14 protein-coding genes and 1 pseudogene are annotated in these 16,129 nt (G+C 65.4%); 8 read left to right on the top strand and 7 right to left on the bottom strand.

Going from position 1 to position 16,129, the window contains the following annotated elements:
- Nucleotides 1–44: 44 nt before the first annotated feature.
- The 5 genes from mctP to NCR34_RS04985 form a co-directional block, all read right to left on the bottom strand.
- Complete coding sequence (mctP, locus tag NCR34_RS05005) at nucleotides 45–1,595, bottom strand: monocarboxylate uptake permease MctP (RefSeq protein WP_248322268.1); 1,551 nt, start codon at nucleotides 1,593–1,595, stop codon at nucleotides 45–47.
- Complete coding sequence (locus tag NCR34_RS05000) at nucleotides 1,595–1,849, bottom strand: DUF3311 domain-containing protein (protein WP_175939874.1); 255 nt, start codon at nucleotides 1,847–1,849, stop codon at nucleotides 1,595–1,597. The genes mctP and NCR34_RS05000 overlap by 1 nt, the downstream gene beginning before the upstream one ends.
- Before the next feature lie 218 nt (nucleotides 1,850–2,067).
- Complete coding sequence (locus NCR34_RS04995) at nucleotides 2,068–2,952, bottom strand: class I SAM-dependent methyltransferase (RefSeq protein WP_248321726.1); 885 nt, start codon at nucleotides 2,950–2,952, stop codon at nucleotides 2,068–2,070.
- Complete coding sequence (locus tag NCR34_RS04990) at nucleotides 2,949–3,431, bottom strand: DNA-deoxyinosine glycosylase (protein WP_248321724.1); 483 nt, start codon at nucleotides 3,429–3,431, stop codon at nucleotides 2,949–2,951. The genes NCR34_RS04995 and NCR34_RS04990 overlap by 4 nt, the downstream gene beginning before the upstream one ends.
- Nucleotides 3,428–4,072, bottom strand: coding sequence for a chorismate--pyruvate lyase family protein (locus NCR34_RS04985; RefSeq protein ID WP_248322267.1), 645 nt, complete (start codon nucleotides 4,070–4,072; stop codon nucleotides 3,428–3,430). The genes NCR34_RS04990 and NCR34_RS04985 overlap by 4 nt, the downstream gene beginning before the upstream one ends.
- Before the next feature lie 126 nt (nucleotides 4,073–4,198).
- Here NCR34_RS04985 and NCR34_RS04980 point away from each other — a divergent pair, with 126 nt between their 5' ends.
- Nucleotides 4,199–4,456, top strand: coding sequence for a hypothetical protein (locus tag NCR34_RS04980; RefSeq protein ID WP_248321722.1), 258 nt, complete (start codon nucleotides 4,199–4,201; stop codon nucleotides 4,454–4,456).
- A 57-nt stretch (nucleotides 4,457–4,513) separates the two neighbouring features.
- Here the strand turns inward: NCR34_RS04980 and htpG are convergent, their stop codons facing one another.
- A complete protein-coding gene (htpG, locus tag NCR34_RS04975; protein ID WP_250499201.1) occupies nucleotides 4,514–6,418 on the bottom strand; it encodes a molecular chaperone HtpG in 1,905 nt (634 codons plus the stop codon).
- Nucleotides 6,419–6,595: 177 nt separating this feature from the next.
- On the opposite strand from htpG, the gene NCR34_RS04970 reads away from it, so the two are divergent.
- The gene (locus NCR34_RS04970) at nucleotides 6,596–7,138 is read left to right on the top strand and encodes a Rhs element Vgr protein (RefSeq protein WP_248321718.1); all 543 of its coding nucleotides are present in this window, start codon (nucleotides 6,596–6,598) and stop codon (nucleotides 7,136–7,138) included.
- Here the strand turns inward: NCR34_RS04970 and NCR34_RS04965 are convergent.
- The gene (locus NCR34_RS04965) at nucleotides 7,135–8,583 is read right to left on the bottom strand and encodes an aminotransferase-like domain-containing protein (RefSeq protein ID WP_248321716.1); all 1,449 of its coding nucleotides are present in this window, start codon (nucleotides 8,581–8,583) and stop codon (nucleotides 7,135–7,137) included. The two genes, NCR34_RS04970 and NCR34_RS04965, sit on opposite strands and share 4 nt — an antisense overlap.
- A 186-nt stretch (nucleotides 8,584–8,769) precedes the next feature.
- Here NCR34_RS04965 and NCR34_RS04960 point away from each other — a divergent pair.
- The 6 genes and pseudogenes from NCR34_RS04960 to NCR34_RS04935 all read left to right on the top strand — a co-directional run.
- Nucleotides 8,770–9,432 (top strand): annotated as a pseudogene (locus tag NCR34_RS04960) (VOC family protein); the annotation flags it as partial.
- A 190-nt stretch (nucleotides 9,433–9,622) separates the two neighbouring features.
- The gene (locus NCR34_RS04955; protein ID WP_248321713.1) at nucleotides 9,623–10,564 is read left to right on the top strand and encodes a DMT family transporter; all 942 of its coding nucleotides are present in this window, start codon (nucleotides 9,623–9,625) and stop codon (nucleotides 10,562–10,564) included.
- An 85-nt stretch (nucleotides 10,565–10,649) separates the two neighbouring features.
- On the top strand, nucleotides 10,650–11,846 hold the full coding sequence (locus tag NCR34_RS04950; protein ID WP_248321712.1) for an aminotransferase-like domain-containing protein: 1,197 nt from the start codon (nucleotides 10,650–10,652) through the stop codon (nucleotides 11,844–11,846).
- Nucleotides 11,847–11,895: 49 nt separating this feature from the next.
- Nucleotides 11,896–12,357 carry a RidA family protein gene (locus NCR34_RS04945; RefSeq protein ID WP_248321711.1) on the top strand — a complete coding sequence of 154 codons (462 nt, stop codon included), beginning with the start codon at nucleotides 11,896–11,898 and terminating at the stop codon, nucleotides 12,355–12,357.
- An 80-nt stretch (nucleotides 12,358–12,437) separates the two neighbouring features.
- Nucleotides 12,438–13,328 (top strand): PhzF family phenazine biosynthesis protein, encoded by an 891-nt coding sequence (locus NCR34_RS04940; protein WP_248321710.1) that lies wholly within the window; start codon nucleotides 12,438–12,440, stop codon nucleotides 13,326–13,328.
- A 343-nt stretch (nucleotides 13,329–13,671) separates the two neighbouring features.
- On the top strand, nucleotides 13,672–16,110 hold the full coding sequence (locus NCR34_RS04935; RefSeq protein ID WP_248321708.1) for a bifunctional diguanylate cyclase/phosphodiesterase: 2,439 nt from the start codon (nucleotides 13,672–13,674) through the stop codon (nucleotides 16,108–16,110).
- Nucleotides 16,111–16,129 lie beyond the last annotated feature (19 nt).

The raw sequence follows: 16,129 nt of genomic DNA, 5'->3' as shown, positions 1-16,129 counted from the left end.
TAGCGTATCAGAGCCGCCACCGCGTCATGAAACGCGGCGCGTCTTTAGCTTTCCACGACGTCCAGATAGTCCTCGGGCCGCGTGCGGTCGTCCGAGCGCTTCAGGCCGATGGCGCGCACCAGCACGCTGACGCCCACCGACACGATCAGATTGACGATCAGCGCCCACACCGCCGCATAGCCCGGCACGGCGTAACCGAACATGTGCACCGTGAAGATCGAGCCCTTCAACTGGAGCGACACGGCCATCCACGTGCCGACGGCAATGCCCACCGCCCAGCCAATAAGAAGACCGCGATGATCCAGCACGCGCGTATAGAGACCCAGCACGAGCGCGGGCAACGTCTGGATGATCCAGATCCCGCCGAGCAGTTGCAGCTGAATCGCGTACGTAAGCGGCAGCGCCAGAATGAACACGACCGCGCCGACCTTCACGATCAGCGACACCAGCTTGGCGACGTTGGTTTCCTGCTCCGGCGTCATCGAGCGATTGAGGAACTCGCGATGCACGTTGCGCGTGTACAGATTGGCCGCTGCGATGGACATGATCGCGGCCGGAACCAGCGCGCCGATGCCGATGGCCGCGAACGCCACGCCCACGAACCACGACGGGAAGTAGTGCAGGAAGAGCGCCGGCACCGCGAAGTTCGCGCCGTAAGCCTTGAAGTACGACGCGTACTCCGGCATGTCCTTCACGCCCGAGGCGAGCGCCATGTAGCCGAGCAGCGCGAGCAGCCCGAGCACCAGCGAATACGCGGGCAAGAGCGCCATGTTGCGGCGGATGGTGTTGCCGGAGTTCGACGAGAGGATCGCCGTCACCGAATGCGGATACAGGAAGAGCGCGAGCGCCGAGCCGACCGCGAGCGTCGCGTAGGCGCTGTAGCCGTTCAGACTCGCGGCGTCGGGCGCCTTCAGTAGCAGCTTCGCGGGCGGCACGGTACCGAAGATATGCCCGAAGCCGCCGAGTTGCGCCGGAATCACGATCATCGCGGCGATGATGGTGATGTAGATCAGCACGTCCTTGACGACCGCGATCATCGCGGGCGCGCGCAGGCCGGACGTGTACGTGTAGGCCGCGAGAATCGCGAACGCGATGATGAGCGGCAGGTCGCCCACGAAGCCCTGCGTGCTGAAGCCGAGCGCGCCGATCACCACTTCGATGCCGACGAGCTGCAGCGCGATATACGGCATGGTCGCGACGATGCCCGTCAGCGCGATGGCGAGCGCGAGCATGCGGCTGTTGTAGCGCGCGTGCACGAAGTCGGCGGCGGTCACATAGCCGTGACGCTTCGCGATGCTCCAGAGCTTCGGGAACACGACGAAGGCGAACGGATAGATCAGGATGGTGTACGGCAACGCGAAGAAGCCCGTCGCGCCCGCGCCGAACACGAGCGCCGGCACCGCGACGAAGGTGTACGCCGTATAGAGATCGCCGCCGAGCAGGAACCACGTCACGATGGTGCCGAAGCGCCGGCCGCCGAGACCCCATTCGTCGAGCTGGCCGAGGTCCGCCTTGCGCCAGTGCGCCGCGATGAACCCGAGAATCGTCACCCCGACGAAGAACAGAACGAATACGAAAGTTGCGGTGACGTTCATCATCGCGCGCCTCCTTGGCCTTGCCCCGCGCGGCCGGACGACAGCGCCTTAGTTTTCTTGTAGACGACGGCCGTGATGACGGCGCTCACCAGCACCCAGAGAAGCTGATACCAGTAGAAGAACGGGAAGCCCCACAGCACGGGCTCGATCTTGTTGTAAAACGGCACCCACACCACGCCGATCCACGGAAGGATCAGAAGCCAGAGCCAATGCTTGTTGCGCGGTTGTCCAGTGCGGCCCGGATCTTGAGCCATGATGGTCTCCAGTTTGTTTTTGAGCATTTGCTTCGAGCCGTGGCCCGCGGAGCCGTCAGGTGCGGCCCTCGCGCAGACGACACGCCGCAGAAAGCGCCCCGAAATAACAGGAGGAGTATAGGGACCGCCAAAACACGGTCAAGCAGGGAGAATCCCGAGCATTCCCCAGATGTGAAAGGCGCGCAAACGCGTCAGCGCCCTGCGTGATTCGCTTCCAACTAGATAGAGAAAGAGCCGTTCAACGGCAGGCCCGCGCTTTCGGCGAGCCCCTTCACCCACTTGCGCGCGGGCAAGCCGAGCTCCGCTTCGATCAGCTTCGCGCGTTCGACGAGCGCGGCGAACGGCACGTCGAGCGCGGGACCGGCGAACGCAATCGCCACGCGATTGCCGTCATGCACTTCGGGCAGCGCGATCACGCGATGATCGAATGCTTCGTTCAGATGGCGCATGTTGCGCACGAAGCTCGGGTGATCGCCGAAGAGGTTGATCGTCACGACGCCCGCTTGCGGCGCGAGACACGCGCGGCACGCACGATAGAACGACACGCTGTCGAGCACGGGACCGCGCGCGGTGGCATCGTAGATATCGATCTGCAACGCGCCGATGGTGCCGTGATTCGCGCGGTCGTTGACGAACTCCCATGCGTCGCGCTCGGTCACGGTGAGGCGTGCGTCGTCGTAGGGCAGCTCGAACATGGCGCGGGCGGCGATCACGACCGCCGGATTGAGTTCGACCGCTTCGACCTTCGCGCGCTTCAGATACCGATGACAGAACTTCGTGAGCGCCGCGGCGCCGAGCCCCAGTTGCACGATACGCTCGGGCGTCTCGATGAAAAGCAGCCACGCCATCATCTGCTGCGCGTATTCCAGTTCGATGTGATCGGGCTTTCGGAGGCGCATCGCGCCTTGCACCCATTCGGTGCCGAAATGGAGATAGCGCACGCCGCCCTCTTCCGAAAACGTCACGGGCGCGAAACGCGGCTTGCGCGGCGCGTCGATGCGCGGCGCGTTGGCGAGATCGTCTTCGTCGTGTCGATGCTTGTCGTTTTTCTTGCGGCTGAACGCACGCGCTTCGGCCGATGCGCGCTTGATGAGAGTCGTCATTGTGTGCTGAGAATGTCGCGCCAGATGCGCAATTTTTGATCGAACGAGAGGATAGCATTGGCGGGACTGGACGACGGCAGCACGAGCGTGGCGTAGCCCGCCGCAGCGATCACCGGCGCGAACTTGCCCGATGTCTTGCCGTTGAAGCACACCTTGCGCAGCGTCGGAAAGCGCTCGCGGAACACGGCGAAATCGTTCGGCGATGCGTTGCGGATCGCGCTGTCGAGACTGCCTTCGCGCTCGCATGCGGCGAGCACGTCCCACAAGCCGATGCCGTGCTTCATCACGCGCGCGAGCCGTTCTTCGTAAGCGAGTTCGTGCACCGGTTCGCCGATGACCGCGCCGACCAGCCGCCAGAACTGGTTGCGCGGATGCGCGTAGTACTGCGTCGCCGTGAGCGACGCGACGCCCGGAAAGCTGCCGAGAATCAGCGTATGCGTATGCGCGTCGCCGACCGGCGCAAAGCCCGCGAGTGTCATCGCGCTTCACCGTGCGCGACGCGCTTCGCATGCGAGCTCAAATGCTCGTAGGCACGCGCATGTTCCCGATGCACCGCATGCGGCACATGGCACGATGCGAGCGCGCACCAGAGCGCATCGAGAAAGCATTCGGTGACCATCAGCGCCGCGCCGTGGCGCAGGAACACGGACCGCCTCGCGACGAGCGCATGGCTCGCCTCCGCGTGCTTCGCCGCCAGCCGATACAGCGGATGCCGCGCGGTCAGCACGCGGCTGGCGAGCATCGAACGGGACACGCTGCTGTCGCTATAGAGAAGCTCGGCGAGCGGCCGCGTGCGCAGGCGTCGCATGGACTGCCACGCGCCCGTGCTGTGCGACAGCGCGACGATGCTGTGCGCCGCGACGAACGGCACGCCGTCGACCTTCAGCACGACTTCGCGCGCCCAGACCGGCGTGCGCGGCGTCGCGCCGAGCGCGCGCCATTCGTCGCGCCACGGTTTATCGACGGCTTCGCGCGTGACGTCGACCGTCACCGCGCCGAGCGTGCGCAGATGGGCGGTCAACGAGCCGCCACGCGTGAGCCAGTCTTTCTGATCGTCACTGCAAACAGGATGCGGCGCGATGCGCCAATGCGCATCGACGGGATCGTTCGGAATCGGCATGGCGGCCATTATAAAACCGGCCTCGGGTTCGGATGAATCGTATGGCGCGCGTGGCGCGGGCGGGCAAGACTCTCGAATCCGCGCGCCGTCGAGCGCCGGAATCGGAAAAACCTTGAGGACATCAAAATGACTAAGAACACGAAGCAAACCTCGCCGAAGGTCGCGCACCTCGCCGCCGAAACGCTGCACGATCCGAAGGCGTCCGCTATCGCGAAGAAGCTGGCTGGATCGGCGCTCGCGCAATCGCATTCTTCGAAGCAGACCAGCGCTGAAATGGAGCACAAAGCGGGCGAAGTGCTTCACAGCACGAAGTATTCGGAAGAGACGAAGACGCTCGCCGCATCCGTGCTCGCGCAGTCGACTAAAGACCGCAAGAGCAAATAAAAAACGCGCTGCCGGCTCACCCGGCAGCGCGTTTTTTCATGCGCGTTTCAATACGGCTTAACGCGCGAGCAACAACGCGTTCGTCCGCTTCACGAAGCTCGCCGGATCTTCCAGCATGCCGCCTTCGGCCAGAAGCGCCTGATCGAAGAGCAGATGGCACCAGTCCGCGAAATTCGGGTTCTCGGCGTTCAGCGCCTTCACGAGCGGATGGTCCGGGTTCACTTCGAGAATCGGCTCCGCCTGCGGCGCCTTCTGCCCCGCCGCCTTCAGCATGCGCTGGAGATAGCCGCTCATGTCGCCTTCGTCCGCGACGAGACAGCTCGGCGAATCGGTCAGGCGGAACGTGAGGCGCACGTCCTTCGCCTTGCCTTGAAGCGCCTCTTTCATCTTCTCGACGAGCGGCTTCATTTCCGCGCCGACCTTCTCCTGCTGCTGCTTTTCCTCGTCGTTGAGCGCGCCGAGGTCGAGGTCGCCGCGCGCCACGCTTGCGAGCGGCTTGCCGTCGAACTCGTTCAGGAACGACAGCATCCATTCGTCGACGCGATCCGTCAGCAGCAACACCTCGACGCCCTTCTTGCGGAACACTTCGAGATGCGGGCTGTTCTTCGCGGCCTGCCAGTTGTCGGCGGTCACGTAGTAGATCTTCGTCTGCTCGGGCTTCATGCGCGCGACGTAATCGGCGAGCGACACGTTCTGCACGTCGCTGTCGTTATGTGTCGATGCAAAACGCACGAGCTTCGCGATGCGCTCGCGATTGCTGAAGTCTTCGCCGATGCCTTCCTTCAGCACCTGGCCGAACTCACGCCAGAACGTCGCGTACTTTTCCTTGTCGGCGTCTTCGGTCGCTTCGGCCGAAGACGTCGCCAGTTCTTCGAGCATCGAAAGCACGCGCTTGGTCACGCCTTCGCGAATGGCCTTCACGTCGCGGCTTTCCTGCAGGATTTCGCGCGAGACGTTGAGCGGCAGATCCGCCGAATCGACCACGCCCTTCACGAAGCGCAGATACGCGGGCAGCAGTTGCTCGGCGTCGTCCATGATGAACACGCGCTTCACGTAGAGCTTCAGGCCGCCGCGATGCTCGCGGTTCCACATGTCGAACGGCGCGTGCTTCGGCACGTACAGCAGTTGCGTGTACTCGCTGCGGCCCTCGACGCGGTTGTGCGTCCACGCAAGCGGATCGTCGTGATCGTGCGAGATGTGCTGATAGAACTGCTTGTACTGCTCGTCGGTGATCTCGCTCTTCGGGCGCGTCCAGAGCGCGCTCGCCTGATTGACGGTCTCGTCCTCGTCCTTCACGACCATCTCGCTCTTCTCGGCGTCCCATTCTTCCTTCTTCATCAGAATGGGCAGCGCGACGTGATCCGAGTACTTCTGGATGATCGACTTCAGGCGATACGACGACAGCAGATCGTCCTCGTCCGGACGCAGATGCAGCGTGATGGTGGTGCCGCGTTGCGCGCGCTCGATGTCCTCGACTTCGAAATCGCCCTCGCCCGCGCTCGTCCAGCGCACGCCCTGGCTCGCCGGCAGGCCGGCGCGGCGCGTTTCCACTGTGATCTTGTCCGCGACGATGAAGCCCGAATAGAAGCCCACGCCGAACTGGCCGATGAGCGCGGCGTCCTTTTGCTGGTCGCCGGAGAGCTTCGAGAAGAACTCCTTGGTGCCGGACCGCGCGATGGTGCCCAGATGCGAAATGGCTTCGTCGCGGCTCATGCCGATGCCGTTGTCGTCGATGGTGACGGTGCGCGCGGCTTTATCGAACGAAATGCGGATGCGCAGGTCGGGATCGTTCTCGTACAGCGCGCTGTTTTCGATGGCTTCGAAGCGCAGCTTGTCCGCCGCGTCCGATGCGTTCGAGATCAACTCGCGCAGGAAGATTTCCTTGTTGCTGTACAGCGAATGGATCATCAGGTGCAGAAGCTGCTTCACTTCCGCCTGAAAGCTCATGGTTTCTTGCGCCATGGTCGGGTCCTCTGGTTGATGTCGTCAGATGCTGTCGTGCCGCCGGGCAATGCGGCCGGCTTTCGGCGCGCCGCCCGGCGAATTCGTCCGATATGAGGGCGGCCCGCGCCATTTCAAGAGCGCGAGCGCCGCTTTCGATAAGATGCGCCTGCGCCACTTTCAAGCTCGCCGAACGACATGCTCAAGCCCGCCCGCCGCTCCCGCCCGCTCACGTCCGGCGAGATCGCGCTGGCACGACTCGTCTTTCGCGATTCGATCGACTATTCGACGGTCCGCGTGCATGCGCGGGCGTATCTGCCCTTCGGCTTGCAACCGCCGCATACCGCAATGGCGCCGAACGGCAGCCTGTATTTCCCGCGCGCGTGCCATCGCGACGACTTCTCGGCGTGCGGCATCGGCGATCAGATGTGGTTCATCCACGAGATGACGCACGTCTGGCAGTTCCAGCTCGGCTATTGGGTGCGCCTGCGCGGCGCGATTCGCATCGGGCTCGGCTACGGGTATGCGCTCGGAGCGAACAAGCGCCTGCCCGACTACAACATGGAAGCGCAAGGCAATCTGCTCGCCGACTATTTCGCGCTGAAGTTCTGCGACGCGCCCGGCGCGCTCTACGAACACCGCTACCGGCACGCGCCGGATGCGCTCGCGCTTTACATAACCGTGCTCGCGGATTTCATCGACGCGCCGCTCTCACGACGCCATCTGCCGGGCGGCCGTTAGACCGAGCGCCGCGCGACCTTCTCCAGGTGGCCCGCGATCAGCGCGGGCAGCGCCGGATCGCCGCAATTGGCGACGTTGAAGCGCATCCATGTGGTCGGCGACTGCTGCGGCGAAAAGAGGCTGCCGGGCGTCATCAGAAAGCCGGCTTCGTGACCTGCCGCCGCCAGACCATCGGAATCGACGCCCGCGTCCGCCCACAGGAACATGCCCGCCTCGGGCGTCGTGAAGAGCCGCAGACCGGTGCTTTCCAGCATCCGCGCGGTCTTGTCGCGCACGGTATCGAGCCGCGTCCGCAGCCGCTCGACGTGGCGCCGGTAGTGGCCCTCGGTCAGAATCTTGTAGACGACGCGTTCGTTCAGCTCCGGGCTCGTCATGCCGACGAGCATCTTTTGATCGGCAAGCGCGTTGGCCACGTCCACCGACGCCGCGACGTAGCCCACGCGCAGGTTCGCGGCGAGCGTCTTCGAGAAGCTGCCGAGAAAAATCACGCGCTTCAGTTGATCGAGCGATGCGAGTCGCGTGGCGGCGAAGCCCGTCGGGCAAAGATCGCCGTAGACATCGTCCTCGACGACGATGAAGTCGTATTCCTGCGCGAGCTGAAGAATGCGGAACGCCTGCGCCGCCGTCAGCGACGTGCCGGTCGGATTGTGGAGCACCGAGTTCACGATGAGCATCTTCGGCCGCCACGTCGCGACGAGCGTCTCCAGCGCGTTCAGATCCGGACCTTCGGGCGTGTACGGCATGCCGACGAGCCGCGCGCCCTGCGACGCGAAGCGGCCGAACATCTGGAACCACGCGGGATCGCCGACGATCACCGCATCGCCCGGCTTCACGTAGATGCGCGCAATCAGGTCGATGGCCTGCGTGATGCCCGACGTCAGCACGATCTGCTGCTCGGATGCGCCGATCTCCAGCTCCGCGAGGCGCGTCTGCAACTGCTGTCGCAGCGGCAGAAAGCCCTGCGGCGTGCCGAGGCCGAGCATTTGCGCGCCGGCGAGACGGCTCATCGACCGCAGCGCGTTGGTGATGAGTTCGCCGTCGAGCCAGCGCGAAGGCAGGTAGCCCAGGCCCGGCCCCTTCTCGGGACTCGCCGTGTGCAGCATGTTGCGCAAGAGCCAGACGACGTCGATGGTGCTCTGCACCGGCTCCCGTTGCGACGCGGCGAGCGCGCCCGGCGCAGACGGCGTGACGCGATCGCGCACGTAGAAGCCCGAGCCGCGCCGCGAATCGAGATAGCCGTGCGCGACGAGCCGCTCGTACGCTTCGACCACGGTGAACCGCGACACGCCCTTGTCGATCGCGAGCTTGCGGATGGACGGCATGCGCATGCCGGGCCGGAACACGCGCTCGTCGATGCGGCGTCGGCCCCACTGCACGAGCTGGTCGACGAGCGTGAGTTGCTGCGCGTCGTGCGGCGCGGGAATCTGGTCGAGCGGAACGGACATGCGGACCTCGGCGGACGGATCGGCACAGGATCGGCGAAAACTGTACCGAATGGGATCAGGCCGATTGTACCGTTACTGTTCTGGTGATTACCGCTACATTTTCCTTTCCGGCGACCGGTACGGACGCCCGACAGGCCAGAATCAGCGGTTATGCTATCGGCCCCCGATTACCGCCTCACGCCAGCCATGACCGCTCATCCGCTGAAACTCGACCATCTCGTGATCGCCGCGCGCACGCTCGAAGAAGGCGCGCGGTTCGTCGCCGCGAAGTTCGGCGTGGAGACGGCGCCGGGCGGCGCGCACGCGCAGATGGGCACGCATAACCGGCTTTTGAATCTGTGGGGCGGCGCGTATCTCGAAGTGATCGCCGTCGATCCGGGCGCGCCGGCACGCGAAACGCCGCGGGCACGCCTATTCGCGCTCGACGATCGGGCGATGCAGGCACGCATCGCCGACGGTCCGCAGTTGGTGCACTGGGTCGCGCGCGTCGAGCGTCCGAAGTCGCTGGCGCGCTGGCGCGAGCAGTATCCGCAACGCATCGCGCCCGTCGTCGCGATGTCGCGCGGCGGCAATACGTGGGGCCTCACCGTTCCCCACGACGGCGCGTTCCCCGCGTGGCAAGGCGCCGGCGACGGCGTGCTGCCCTCGCTGATTCAGTGGGACACGCCGCGCCATCCGAGCGGCGCGCTGCCGGAGACCGGCATCCTGCTGCGCTCGCTGACGGGCTATCACCTGAACGCGGGGGCAGTCGCGGAACAGCTCGCGTGGCTCGGCGCGGCGCATCTGATGCGCGTCGAAGCGACAGCGGGCGCGCCCGCGCTCGTCGCGGAATTCGAGTTGCCGGACGGCTCCGTCGTGGCGCTCGGCGAAACCGCCGAATCGTCGGATGCGGCCCGGCGCGCGCAGGAAGAAGCGCAGCAAGCGTCGAACAAGCGCCGCCGCGCGAAGACCCGCAAAGCAGACGAAGACGCGCCGCAGCCGGAACTCCCGCTTTCACCCGAAATACCCGACTGACGCATAAGAAAGGAGACGCCCCACGATGAGAACCCGCGAAACCGAAGGCATGCTGCTCGGCCTGGTCGGCGTCGTCATCTTCAGCCTGACGCTGCCGATGACGCGCATCGTGGTGCAGGAAGTGCATCCACTCCTGAACGGCCTCGGGCGCGCGCTCGTCGCGGCGATTCCGGCGGCGCTGCTGCTCGCGTGGCGGCGCGAGAAACGCCCGACCTGGCCGCAGGTGAAGAGCCTCGGGGTCGTATCGCTGGGCGTGGTCATCGCGTTCCCGGTGTTTTCCGCCTGGGCGATGAAAACCGTGCCCGCGTCGCACGGCGCGGTGGTCAACGGCTTGCAGCCGCTCTGCGTCGCCATCTACGCGGCGTGGTTGTCGCACGAACGGCCGTCGAAGGCGTTCTGGGCGAGCGCCGTGGCGGGCAGCGCGATCGTCGTCGCGTTTGCGTTGCAGGCGGGCGGCGGCGGCCTGCAGGCGGGCGACCTCCTGATGCTCGTCGCGGTCGGCATCGGCGCGCTCGGTTACGCGGAAGGCGCGCGGCTCGCGCGTCAGATGGGCGGCTGGCAGGTCATCTGCTGGGCGCTCGTGCTGTCCGCGCCGTTCCTGCTGCTGCCGGTGGGCTGGCTCGCGTGGGCGCATCACGCCGCGCACCCGGAGCCGCTCGCGTTGCGCACGTGGCTCGCGTTCGGCTACGTTACGCTCTTTTCGCAATTCATCGGCTTCTTCGCGTGGTACGCGGGACTCGCGATGGGCGGCATCGCGCGCGTCGGACAGGTGCAACTGCTGCAGATCTTCTTCACGATGGCGTTTTCCGCGCTCTTCTTCGGCGAGCACGTGAGCGCATCGACGTGGCTCTACGCGGCCGCGGTGATCGTCACGGTGGTGATCGGCCGCAAGACAGCAGTGCGCGGTGCGCCGCTTGCGGCAAAGGGCGCGACGCCCGTCGCCGCTCACACCGGCCACGCAAAATAACCCACGCGGGCGATAATCGCAGTTTGCGCGTCTTTCTTGCCCACGCGAACGCAACAACCGAAACCCGAGACAACCGAGACATTTCATGAATCAAGCCGACCTCCGCGCCACGCCGTGGCAACTCTCCGAACGCGCCCGCAAGCTCACCAGTTCGGCGATTCGCGAAATTCTGAAGGTGACGGAGCGGCCCGAAGTCATTTCCTTTGCTGGCGGACTGCCCTCGCCGGCCACGTTTCCGGTCGAGCAAATGCGCGAAGCGTCGGAGCGCATTCTGCGCGATCAGCCGTCGGCGGCGTTGCAGTACAGCGCGACCGAAGGCTTCATGCCGCTGCGCGAATGGGTGGCCGCGCGCTATTCGGCGAACGGCGTGACCATCCGACCGACGCAGGTGCTCATCACGACCGGCTCGCAGCAGGCGCTCGACCTGCTCGGCAAGGTGCTGATCGATCCGGGCAGCCGCGTGCTCGTCGAAACGCCGACGTATCTCGGCGCGCTGCAATCGTTCTCGCTTTTCGAGCCGAACTACGTGCAGGTGCCGACCGACGAATCAGGCCTGATTCCCGAAGGTCTCGATGCCGCGCTCGTCGCGAATGCGCGTCTCTTGTACGCGCAGCCGAACTTCCAGAACCCGACCGGCCGCCGCCTGCCGCTCGCACGCCGCCGCGCGCTGGCGGCGTTCGCGCAGAAGGCCGCGTTCCCGGTGATCGAAGACGATCCGTACGGCGCGCTCGACTACGCCGGCGCGCCGCTGCCGACGCTGCTCTCCATGGCGCCGGATCACATCGTGCATCTGGGCTCGTTCTCGAAGGTGCTCGCGCCGGGCCTGCGCGTGGGCTACATCATCGCGCCCGAGGAACTGCACTTCAAGCTCGTGCAGTCGAAGCAGGCCACCGACCTGCATACCCCGAGCCTCACGCAGCGCATCGTGTACGAAGTCGTCAAGGACGGCTTTCTCGATACGCACGTGCCGACCATCCGCGCGCTGTACCGCGACCAGTGCGCCGCGATGCTCGCCGCGCTGGAACGCCACATGCCGGCGGGAGTCGAATGGAACCGGCCGGAAGGCGGCATGTTCGTGTGGGTGAAGCTGCCGAAGCACATCGATTCGATGAAGCTGCTGGAACAGTCCATCGCGCAGAACGTGGCGTTCGTGCCGGGCGGTCCGTTCTTCGCGAACCAGGCCGAACACAATACGATGCGCCTCTCGTTCGTCACGGTTCCGCCCGCGACGATCGACGAAGGCGTCGCGAAGCTGGGCGCGCTGATTCGCGCGAGCATCTGACGGGATTCACGGGCGCCCGGGCGCCCTTCACTCTTGAACAGGAGCAACGATGGCATCCAACGTGTACGACAAGCTGAAGGAACTCGGCATCGACCTGCCCAGCGCGGGCGCGCCGGCCGCCGCTTACGTGATGAGCGCGCAAAGCGGCAACACCGTCTATCTGTCGGGCCATATCGCGAAGAAGGACGGCAAGCCCTACGTCGGCAAGCTCGGCGACACGCTCACGACCGAAGAAGGCAAGGCCGCCGCGCGCAATGTCGCCATCGACCTGATCGCGACGCTGCACGCGCACACGGGCGATCTGTCCCGCGTGAAGCGCATCGTCAAGGTGATGAGCCTCGTGAACTCGACCTTCGATTTCACCGAGCAGCACATCGTGACGAACGGCGCGTCGGAACTCATCGCGGACGTGTTCGGCGATGCCGGCAAGCACGCGCGCTCGGCGTTCGGCGTCGCGCAGATTCCGCTCGGCGCGTGCGTCGAGATCGAGCTGATCGCCGAAGTCGGCTGATCGCGGCCGTTCTTGCGCAGTCCCGCAAACCCGGCCGCGCGAGCGCGCCGGGTTTTTTATCACCCTTCCACTTTCAAACCATGTCCGCCCGCACCGTGCGCTTCAGTCAGGTCGATGTCTTCACGTCCGTCGCGTTCAAAGGCAACCCGCTCGCGGTGGTCTTCGACGCCGACGATCTTTCCACCGAGCGCATGCAGGCCGTCGCGCGCTGGACCAATCTCTCCGAGACCGCGTTCCTTCTGCGGCCGACCGATCCGCGCGCCGATTATCGCGTGCGCATCTTCACGACGGCGACCGAGCTTCCGTTCGCAGGCCATCCGACGCTCGGGAGCGCGCACGCGCTGCGTTCGAGCGGCTATGTGCCGAAAGAACCGGGGACGCTCGTGCAGGAATGCGGCGTCGGGCTGGTGACGCTGCGGGAGCGCGATGACGGATGCTGGGCGTTCGCCGCGCCGCCCGCGCGCATGGTCGAGCTGAATGACGCGCAGCGCGAACGTCTCGCCGCCGCGCTCGCGCCCGCCGAGATCGACTTCAGCGCGCCGCCGTGCGCCGTCGACAACGGCGCGCCGTGGCTGATCGTGCGTCTGCGCGACGCTGCACAATGCCTCGCGATGTCGCTTCGCGGCGAGGCACGGCAGGCGCTGACGGCCCTCGTCGCGGAAGCCGGCACGCACGGGCTCGTGGTCTATGGCCCGCATGAGAACGGCGTGCCGGCGACCTTCGAGTTGCGCGCGCTCTTGCTCGGCGCGGAGAACGTCGAAGATCCGGTGACGGGCAGCGCCAACGCCGGGCTCGCCATGTTGCTGACGCGCCAGGGCAGGCGGCCGGGCGACGCCTATACGGTGCGCCAGGGCACGGCGCTCGATCGTGACGGCCGCGTGACCGTCATCTACGACGACCGCGCCGACGGCTCGCCGGTGTGGATCGGTGGCGACTCCGTGACGGTCGTCGAAGGGACAATCCGCTTGTGAAACAATGACCTGCGCGCGGCTAGCCGTAAACCCCGAGCGGCCATGCTTTTGCTTTCTTAATCGCTGCGGCTTCAGTACTATCCGAACATTCGCGGGCCGGAAGAAAGGCGCGGATTCGGTCCGCGCCGTGCCGCGAGGCCGCGAACGCAAACGAAAATGCAAGCGCCGACGCCCGCTTCGTCATCACGCAAACGGTTAAACGGTCGCCTTCAGGCGGCCAAAGCTCGTCTAGCGGTATATTGAACGGCTTTGGCCGAACGTCTCGAGACATGCATCGCCACTTTCACCACGCGCGCCTTGTCGCATGGCGCGCGCTTCGCGGCAGGGCCGCGCCGGGCACTCCATGAAGCGTACGCGCTCCCACGCGGCGAGCGATTCGCGCGTCAACGCCCCGTCGGCACGGCGGCGTCGCGCGCTGCTGGCGATCCCGGTGCTCGGCAGCCTGCTGCTGGTGCTGCTGTGGGCGGTGATCTTCGCGCGGCTTTCGGTGGAACGGGACGCCACCACGCACGAATCGATGGCCTCCGCCGCGATTCTCTCGTCCGCGCTGGAACAGCACACGATCAAGGCGATTCATCAGGTCGATCAGATCACGCGCTTCGTCAAATACGAGTACGAGAAAGCGCCCGACCACTTCAATCTGATCGCCACCGTCGAAAAAGGCGTCGTGCAGAGCGACACGCTCGTGCAGGTTTCGCTGATCGACGAGGACGGCATTCTGGTCGCGAATACGTCGGACCCGCATCCGAAGCCGATCGACCTGTCCGACCGCGAGCACTTCAAGGTCCATCTGCACGCGAACGACGATCTGCTCTACATCAGCCGCCCGGTGCGCGGACGCGTATCGAACCTGTGGACGCTCCAGATCACGCGACGTCTCAATCATCCCGACGGCTCGTTCGCGGGCGTGGTCGTCGTTTCCGAAGACCCGACCTACTTCACGAGCGACTTCTATAACGTCGCGTCCATCGGGCGCGAAGGCGTGATCGCCGTGGTGTCGGACAACGGCTCGGTGCTTGCGCGCAGCACGAGCGTCGCGCTCGGAGAGAATCCGGCCGGCAATGCGGCGTCAACAGCCGGCGCGCGCAAAACGGGTGGCGCGTCAGGCTCCGCGCGCGCCGCGTTCAGCGCGAGCGGCGTCTATCCGACTTCCGAACACGCGTCGGGCATCTACGTCGATCCCATCGACCATGTGAAGCGCATCGTCTCTTATCGGCATATCGACGGTTATCCGCTCGGCGTGCTCGTCGGTCTCTCGGAGCGCGAGGAGTTCGCGGACTACAACCACACGCGCAACGTCTATCTGCTGATGGCGAGCTTCATCTCCTTCGCGATGCTCGGCTTCTTCGCCGTCGCGACAGGCTTGATCGGCAAGCTGCTCGGACGCGAGCGCGAGATGACGCATCTCGTCGAATACGACCTGCTCACCGGACTGCGCAACCGTTATTCGACGCTGCGCGCGTTGCGGGCCGATGTCGCGCAGACGGACAACATCGGGCGGCTCGCGCTGCTCTTTATCGATCTCGACAACTTCAAGACGGTCAACGACACGCTCGGCCACAACGCGGGCGATATCGTGCTGCAAATGACCGCGTCGCGGCTCGCAGAAACGGTGGGCCACGGCGGGACGCTCGCGCGCATCGGCGGCGACGAGTTCGTCGTGATCGTCAAGGGCGATGAAGTCGAAAAGCGCGCGGTCGGACTCGCCAACGACATCGTGACCATGTTCGCGACGCCCTTCGACGTGCGCGGCAGCGCGTTCGTGCTGCACGCGAGCATCGGCATTGCGCTCTATTCGGTGTCGAACGAAAGCGAGATCGACTTGCTGAAGAAGGCCGACCTCGCGATGTACAGCGCGAAGGACGCGGGCAAGAACTGCTATCAGTTCTACTCGCCGCAACTCTCGCATCGCGCGGACCATCTGATGAAGTGGGAGCAGCAACTGCGCGTGGCGCTCGCCGAGCGCCAATTGTTCCTCGTCTATCAGCCGAAGATCGATCTGGCCCGCCGCTGCATTACCGGATTCGAGGCGCTCGTGCGATGGAACCATCCGCAGCACGGGCTCATTCCGGCGAACGAATTTATTCCGGTGGCGGAATCGACCGGGCTGATCGTCGCGGTCGGCGATTTCGTGATTCACACGGCCTGCGCGCAACTCGCGCAGTGGCAGCGCGACGGCTACACGGGCCTGTCGCTCGCCGTCAACATCTCGGCCGTGCAATTCTGGCGCGGCGACTTGCTCGAAACCGTCGCCCGCGCGATTGAAGCGTCCGGCATTCCGCCGGCCAAGCTCGAACTCGAAATCACCGAGACCGTGATGGTCGAGTATCCGGAACTGGTGCAGGAAAAAATCGTTGCGCTCAAGCGTCTGGGCGTGCGCATCGCGCTCGACGACTTCGGCACCGGCTATTCGTCGCTGTCGTACCTGAACCGCTTTTCGGTCGATACGCTCAAGGTGGACCGCTCGTTCATTCAGGCGATTCCGGAGGACCGCAGCGTCTGCGTAATGGTGTCCGCGATCATCCACCTCGCCCGCTCGCTCGGGCTGACCGTGGTGGTGGAAGGCACCGAGCGCGAGGAACAGATCACCTGGCTCGCGGCGCTCGGCCCGGTGGAAGCGCAAGGCTTCCTGTTCTCGCGGCCCGTTCCCGCCGACGGCGTGCAGGCGCTTCTGGACCGCTTCGGCGTATGCGGCTGGGCGCTCTCAAGCGGCGCGCTCGGGCTCGGCACGCTCGGCCAGGAGCCGTCGAACACCGCGTTGAGCGACGAGCGCGGCAGTTGATCGGTTGATCCGGTTGCTG

The sequence above is a fragment of the Caballeronia sp. GAWG1-5s-s genome, from assembly GCF_023631445.1.
Lineage (GTDB): Bacteria > Pseudomonadota > Gammaproteobacteria > Burkholderiales > Burkholderiaceae > Caballeronia.
Note: the sequence above shows the minus strand (reverse complement) of the source record. Positions and strands in the feature narration are given on the sequence as shown.

Excerpts from the sequence above, each read along its gene's own strand:
- NCR34_RS04955 (WP_248321713.1), top strand. The coding sequence starts at position 9,623 with ATGAGAACCCGCGAAACCGAAGGCATGCTGCTCGGCCTGGTCGGCGTC.
- NCR34_RS04995 (WP_248321726.1), bottom strand. The coding sequence starts at position 2,952 with ATGACGACTCTCATCAAGCGCGCATCGGCCGAAGCGCGTGCGTTCAGC.
- NCR34_RS05000 (WP_175939874.1), bottom strand. The coding sequence starts at position 1,849 with ATGGCTCAAGATCCGGGCCGCACTGGACAACCGCGCAACAAGCATTGG.
- NCR34_RS04940 (WP_248321710.1), top strand. The coding sequence starts at position 12,438 with ATGTCCGCCCGCACCGTGCGCTTCAGTCAGGTCGATGTCTTCACGTCC.
- NCR34_RS04935 (WP_248321708.1), top strand. The coding sequence starts at position 13,672 with ATGAAGCGTACGCGCTCCCACGCGGCGAGCGATTCGCGCGTCAACGCC.
- NCR34_RS04990 (WP_248321724.1), bottom strand. The coding sequence starts at position 3,431 with ATGACACTCGCGGGCTTTGCGCCGGTCGGCGACGCGCATACGCATACG.
- mctP (WP_248322268.1), bottom strand. The coding sequence starts at position 1,595 with ATGAACGTCACCGCAACTTTCGTATTCGTTCTGTTCTTCGTCGGGGTG.
- NCR34_RS04950 (WP_248321712.1), top strand. The coding sequence starts at position 10,650 with ATGAATCAAGCCGACCTCCGCGCCACGCCGTGGCAACTCTCCGAACGC.
- NCR34_RS04965 (WP_248321716.1), bottom strand. The coding sequence starts at position 8,583 with ATGTCCGTTCCGCTCGACCAGATTCCCGCGCCGCACGACGCGCAGCAA.
- htpG (WP_250499201.1), bottom strand. The coding sequence starts at position 6,418 with ATGGCGCAAGAAACCATGAGCTTTCAGGCGGAAGTGAAGCAGCTTCTG.
- NCR34_RS04945 (WP_248321711.1), top strand. The coding sequence starts at position 11,896 with ATGGCATCCAACGTGTACGACAAGCTGAAGGAACTCGGCATCGACCTG.
- NCR34_RS04970 (WP_248321718.1), top strand. The coding sequence starts at position 6,596 with ATGCTCAAGCCCGCCCGCCGCTCCCGCCCGCTCACGTCCGGCGAGATC.
- NCR34_RS04985 (WP_248322267.1), bottom strand. The coding sequence starts at position 4,072 with ATGCCGATTCCGAACGATCCCGTCGATGCGCATTGGCGCATCGCGCCG.
- NCR34_RS04980 (WP_248321722.1), top strand. The coding sequence starts at position 4,199 with ATGACTAAGAACACGAAGCAAACCTCGCCGAAGGTCGCGCACCTCGCC.